This window comes from Oleiphilus sp. HI0079 (assembly GCF_001635105.1).
The window spans coordinates 1-5,525 of sequence record NZ_LWFT01000686.1 but is presented as its reverse complement, the minus strand read 5'-3'; the positions used below and the strand labels follow the sequence as shown (position 1 = coordinate 5,525).

Annotated in this window: 5 protein-coding genes and 1 pseudogene; 2 read left to right on the top strand and 4 right to left on the bottom strand. The window is 47.5% G+C overall.

Annotated features, from left to right (window positions below):
- The coding region (gene proB / locus A3750_RS12540; protein WP_068548321.1) for a glutamate 5-kinase at positions 1-784 on the top strand (784 nt) is incomplete at its 5' end.
- Between the two features lie 82 nt (positions 785-866).
- Here the strand turns inward: proB and rpsT are convergent.
- From rpsT to A3750_RS12520, 4 genes are all read right to left on the bottom strand, one after another.
- Positions 867-1,133: a 30S ribosomal protein S20 gene (rpsT, locus tag A3750_RS12535; RefSeq protein ID WP_068457901.1), complete on the bottom strand. Its 267-nt coding sequence runs from the start codon at positions 1,131-1,133 to the stop codon at positions 867-869.
- 139 nt (positions 1,134-1,272) lie between these two features.
- Positions 1,273-2,481 (bottom strand): iron-containing alcohol dehydrogenase, encoded by a 1,209-nt coding sequence (locus tag A3750_RS12530; protein ID WP_068520450.1) that lies wholly within the window; start codon positions 2,479-2,481, stop codon positions 1,273-1,275.
- 383 nt (positions 2,482-2,864) lie between these two features.
- Complete coding sequence (locus A3750_RS12525; RefSeq protein WP_068520452.1) at positions 2,865-3,785, bottom strand: haloalkane dehalogenase; 921 nt, start codon at positions 3,783-3,785, stop codon at positions 2,865-2,867.
- Between the two features lie 68 nt (positions 3,786-3,853).
- The gene (locus A3750_RS12520) at positions 3,854-4,183 is read right to left on the bottom strand and encodes a hypothetical protein (protein ID WP_068457268.1); all 330 of its coding nucleotides are present in this window, start codon (positions 4,181-4,183) and stop codon (positions 3,854-3,856) included.
- Between the two features lie 114 nt (positions 4,184-4,297).
- Between A3750_RS12520 and murJ the strand changes: the two are divergent.
- Positions 4,298-5,410: pseudogene (gene murJ, locus A3750_RS12515) on the top strand (murein biosynthesis integral membrane protein MurJ); the annotation flags it as partial.
- Positions 5,411-5,525: the final 115 nt, after the last annotated feature.

Sequence of the window (5,525 nt, the reverse complement as noted above, 5' to 3'; positions counted from 1 at the left end):
GTCGGATCGGAAGCGTTACCTAAATGCGCGAAGTACGATAACGACGTTGCTCGATCTAGGCGCTGTTCCTATTATCAATGAAAACGATACGGTAGTGACGGATGAAATTCGGTTTGGTGACAATGATACGCTCGGTGCTTTAGTGACCAATTTGGTTGATGCGGATGGGTTGATCATTTTAACCGATCAGGATGGCATGTTTGATCGTGATCCTCGTAAGCATTCCGATGCTCGTTTACTTTCTGAAGTGAGAGCGGATGACGAGAATCTTGATGCAATGGCGGGTGGTGTCTCCGGTGCTTTGGGGCGTGGCGGTATGCAAACTAAGCTTCGAGCGGCGCGGCTCGCTGCGCGTTCGGGCGCGTTTACAGTCGTGGCGGGTGGTAAAATCCCAAATGTGTTGACGCGTCTTTTTGAAGGAGAGAGTGTTGGGACGCTTTTCCGGGCGAGTACGGATCGACAGTTAGCTCGGAAGCAATGGCTTGCAGGCCATCTGCAAACAAAAGGTGATGTTGTTCTTGATGGCGGCGCCGTAAAGGCTCTAAGAGCGGGTGGAAAAAGCTTGTTGCCTGTTGGTGTTGTCTCTGTATTGGGTCGATTTCGTCGCGGTGAGATGGTGCGCTGTTTGGATCAGCATGGAGATGAGTTGGCTCGGGGCTTGATAAACTATAATGCAGAGGACGCTAAGAGAATTGCAGGTCTTGCCAGTTCAGAAATTTCCGAAAGGCTCGGGTATTGTCATGAGCCTGAGTTGATTCACTGTGACAATCTCGTGTTGACGTGATTCCAGTGGGTGGTGTTTACTCCTTCGGCAGACATAAAAAAACCGAGTTAAATAACTCGGTTTTTTTATGTCTTGCTTACGCTTACGCTTTCAATGCTTTGATGCGTGCGTTTAAGCGACTCTTTGTGCGAGCAGCTTTGTTCTTGGGGAATAGACCCTTGTTAACCATGCTGTCGATAAGCGGAGTCGCTGTTTGGAATGCTGCTTGAGCATCGTCATAGTTGCCTGTAGCGATCTGTGCATCAACTTTCTTGATGTAAGTGCGAACCATAGATCGTTGGCCTGCGTTGCGTTGGCGGCGTACTTCTTGTTGACGCGCGCGTTTCTTTGAAGAGGGGGAGTTAGCCACCGTAATGCTCCTAAATTTCGCGAATAAACGATATAAAACGACAGGTGCTAGCAGCGCTAAAACGTCTGTGTCTGCACCCATCCATAAAAATGACGCGAGACTATGCCTTTTTGATTAAGCATTGTCAAGGTTTTGCTCTTTATGCGACCATTTTTGATATCAACGCTTCACATGTTCGTTTATCCATGTATTTAGGTACAGGATAATTCGCATGTGCTTCGTCAAGGGCGAGTTCTGCGATACGCGGAATATCCTCCGTCTTGAGGCTATCAAGAGTCGCTGGGATCTCAAAGGACACAAGCATGGCGCGAATGCGGGCGATCAATTTTTCCGCTAATTTATTATTGCTTTCCCGTCCTGCTTTCAATCCGCTTGCTTCGGCTAGGGTCGCGAGTTCTGAGATAATATCTGACTTTGAATAATCGAGAATGTGTGGCAAAACAATTGAGTTCGCTAGTCCATGAGGTGTTGCGTAGAGGGCGCCAAAATTGTGAGCGATCGCATGAACATAGCCGACACCTGCTTTCGTGAAAGCAAGGCCTGCATAGTATGAGGCCATCGCCATGTTTTGGCGGGCTTCTAAGTTTTTGCCGTCATGAACTGCAGTCTCTAAGTTCTCCATGATGAGCTTGGTGGCGGCAAGCGCGTAGCTTCGTGTTTCATCTGTCGCATTGGTTGAAATATAAGACTCAATAGCATGAGTCAGTGCATCCATTCCTGTCGCGGCGGTGACAAATGGTGGCAGTCCAAGCATGAGCTTGCCATCGAGTGCGGCCATCGCTGGTACGAGTTTTGGATCAATGATCGGAGTCTTTTGATGTGTTTCCGGATTTGATACAACCGAAACAATTGTTACCTCCGAACCTGTGCCTGCTGTCGTTGGAACAACAAATAGCGGTAACGGTGCTTTGCGTAGTTTGAATAGTCCTGCCATTTTCTCTAACGACTTATTGTTCGTCGCTCGTGCAGCGATCGCTTTGCTAGCATCTATTGGAGAGCCCCCGCCAACGGCCAAAATGCCTTCGCATTGATGCTTATTTAATAAAGCGAGACCTTTTTCAATTTGATCATAAGTTGGGTCTGGGAGAATGCCGTCATAGATCGTTACTTTGATTCCATGCTTTTCAAGGCGGGCCTGAATATCTTTTAGCAGGCCGATTTCGACTAACACTTTGTCGGTAACGAGTAATAATTTCTTAATCCCTAGGTGGCTTATTGCATCACAAAGCTCAAGTGAGGAGTCGGCGCCTGAAAATAATGTTGGCTTCGGCATTGGTATGACGGCAGCGGCTACCTTGAGTGCTTTAGTAAGGCCTTTGTAATATTGGACTTTAACGGGGAACAACATAATTCTACTCATCTTTCTGATAATTAAACGAAACGGCTACTTTTAACTCTAACCTATTTTTAGAGTATATACTCTAAATTTGAGCTAGGAAAAGTCTTTCCGCTTGCTGCATGACGATGGAAGTTGATTATTTCGGCGCTGAGGTGCGGTTTGGTTGGTGAGACGTAGATCACATAAGTGGCAATAAATTGTTACACAACGCAAATTTTCTACAACATACAAAAGGGGCTTCAGGCCTTATATTTACAACATACCGGTTGCGCAGCGATTCAGGCCCGCAGCGCAAAAGGCCAAGTTTTTTAGTGATTTCGTTTAGATCTTACTGCCCGCTCAATGAAGCGGGCTTTTTTTTGCCTAAATAAAGTGTGCGGGGTTAAACATGGTTACGCACTTACTTGACCAGAGCCCTGATAAGCCATCTTATCCAAAAGCTTATTGACCGCAGCGGCGAACTCTGCACTGGAGTCTTCCTGCAAGAAGTGCCCGCCTTTCAAAGTAATATGATCCTGCCCTACAGATCCAGGAACACGTTTTTGCATAAAGCGGTCTCCGCCTCGGGTGATGGGGTCACCGTTGCTAAATGTGGTTAGAAATGGTTTGTCCCACTTTTCCAGTATCTTCCAAGCGTCTTTGTTGGCTTGGGATGCTGGATTGTCTGGAGTGACGGGAACAAGGGCAGGGAACGCGCGAGCGCCCGCTTTGTATTTTCGGGAGGGGAAAGGCGCATCATATGCTCTCATCTCATCTTTGCTGAGTTGCTTGAAGCTACCGCTGTTGACAATTCGCGCGATCGGAAACCATGGACTGTTAAGCGCAAAGGCCTTCCATATTTTAAATGCCTTTGGTACTTGTTCTTCGCCAGTTGGAAGCATACCGTTGCCAACAACGATCGCTTTGAAGCGACTTTCGTTCTCGGCTGCAAGGCGAAGGCCTAATAAAGCCCCCCAGTCTTGGCAAACCAAAGTAATATTGTTCAGCTCTAATTTGTCGATGAACTTCTGCATCCAGCGCATGTGTTGCGCATAGCTATAGTCTTCGGTGCTGGTGGGTTTGTCTGATTTGCCAAATCCAATGAGATCGGGGGCGATCACGCGGTGGCCCGCAGCCACGCAAATAGGGATCATGTGGCGATATAGATAAGACCAAGTTGGCTCCCCGTGCATCATCAGAATGGGGTCGGCATCTCGCGGCCCCTCATCAACAAAATGCATTCGCATCTCGTCGATTTCTATATAGTTGGGAGTAAAAGCGTAGTTTGGCAGGCGTTCAAATCGTGCTTCAGGTGTGCGAAGAAAGTTGGTCATTGTCGGGCCTCTTGAACGGTTTTTATTATGACTGGCAAAACCATGCTAACGACCCTTGGAGAGAAAGGCTAGCCTTCCCCTTCTTTCAAGTCTAGATAGCCGCGTTGAATCGAAGTTTCAAGCGCCTTTGAGCCTTCGGCAAGCTCCTCAAACCGGAGTCGATGTGCGCGTAATTTTTGCATTTCCTCTACGGTTGGAAATTCCTCTTTATTCTCATACGTTTTACAAAGCTCGTAAAGGTGTTGTAAATAGCTGGCGCGGCTCCGTGCAACTAAGTCAACAATAGGTTGTAAGTCCTTGATGCAAAGTTCTTCAATCGAGGGATTTATGTGGTCTCGGTTGGATGTTTTTAGTAATTGTTCAAACTGCATTAGCAGGCGGTTTACGTGCTTGTCCATCGACGTGCTCCAAAAGCATATTCAACACCATAAGCATAGTGAAAGTATCGCGATAGTCGAGTAGCATGACGCTCTATTCTTTCTGACGACAATAATAACGAATCTGCATCACCTATGAGCACAGAGCCTTCATCGACTAAAACCAGTTCCGGTCTGTTTCGGTCATCCGCTATTGTTGGTCTGATGACGATGATTTCTCGGTTTCTTGGGTTGGCTAGAGATGTGGTGTTGGCAAATTTCTTTGGTGCAAGCGCTGGTGCCGATGCATTTTTTGTCGCTTTTAAAATTCCTAACTTCTTTAGGCGTTTGTTTGCAGAAGGCGCATTCTCTCAAGCGTTTATCCCGGTGCTTGCTGATTATAAAGAGAAAGACTCTGCTGAAGTGCGCACTTTGCTTGGTTCGGTGGCCGGAGTTTTGGGGTTGATACTGTTTGTGTTTACGCTGCTTGCCGTTCTTGGCGCGCCTTGGGTGACAGCCTTGTTTGCACCGGGCTTTCTCGATGAGCCAGGAAAATATCAGCTCGCAAGCAGCATGCTTCAAGTTACTTTTCCTTATTTGTTTTTGATTTCCTTAACGGCGTTTTCCGGTGCGGTGCTAAACAGTTATAACAATTTCGCGGTACCTGCATTTACACCTGTGTTACTGAATCTCTGTCTGATATCGGCTGCTTTATTCATGGCTCCGCTATTTACCCAACCGGTCATTGCGCTGGCTTGGGGAGTTCTTATTGCAGGTATCGTGCAGTTCTTTTTTCAGCTTCCATTTTTATTGAAGCTAGGGCTGCTGCCGCGCCCACGGTTTGATTATCGTCATGAGGGTGTGCGTCGAATTGGCAAGCTGATGGTGCCTGCAATGTTTGGCGTGTCAGTCAGTCAGATTAATCTTTTGCTCGATACTGTGCTTGCATCTCTTCTCCAAACCGGCAGCGTTTCCTGGCTGTATTATTCTGACCGTCTCGTGGAGTTACCGTTGGGTGTCTTTGGAATCGCTATCGCAACCGTCATTCTGCCAAGTTTATCTGCTAAGAAAGCGAGCGGCTCAGAACAAGCGTTTTCAGATACCATCGACTGGGCTTTGCGGATGGTGTTAGTGATTGGTCTGCCCGCCGCGTTCGCGCTGATTGTATTGGCGGAACCACTCATTACCGTTTTGTTTCATTACGGCGCCTTGCTCGATAATGATGTGCTGCAAGCAGCGAAGAGCTTACGTGCATACGCAGCCGGTTTGAGGAGCTTGCCGAAGGCTCAAAGGCGCTTGAAACTTCGATTCAACGCGGCTATCTAGACTTGAAAGAAGGGGAAGGCTAGCCTTTCTCTCCAAGGGTCGTTAGCATGGTTTTGCC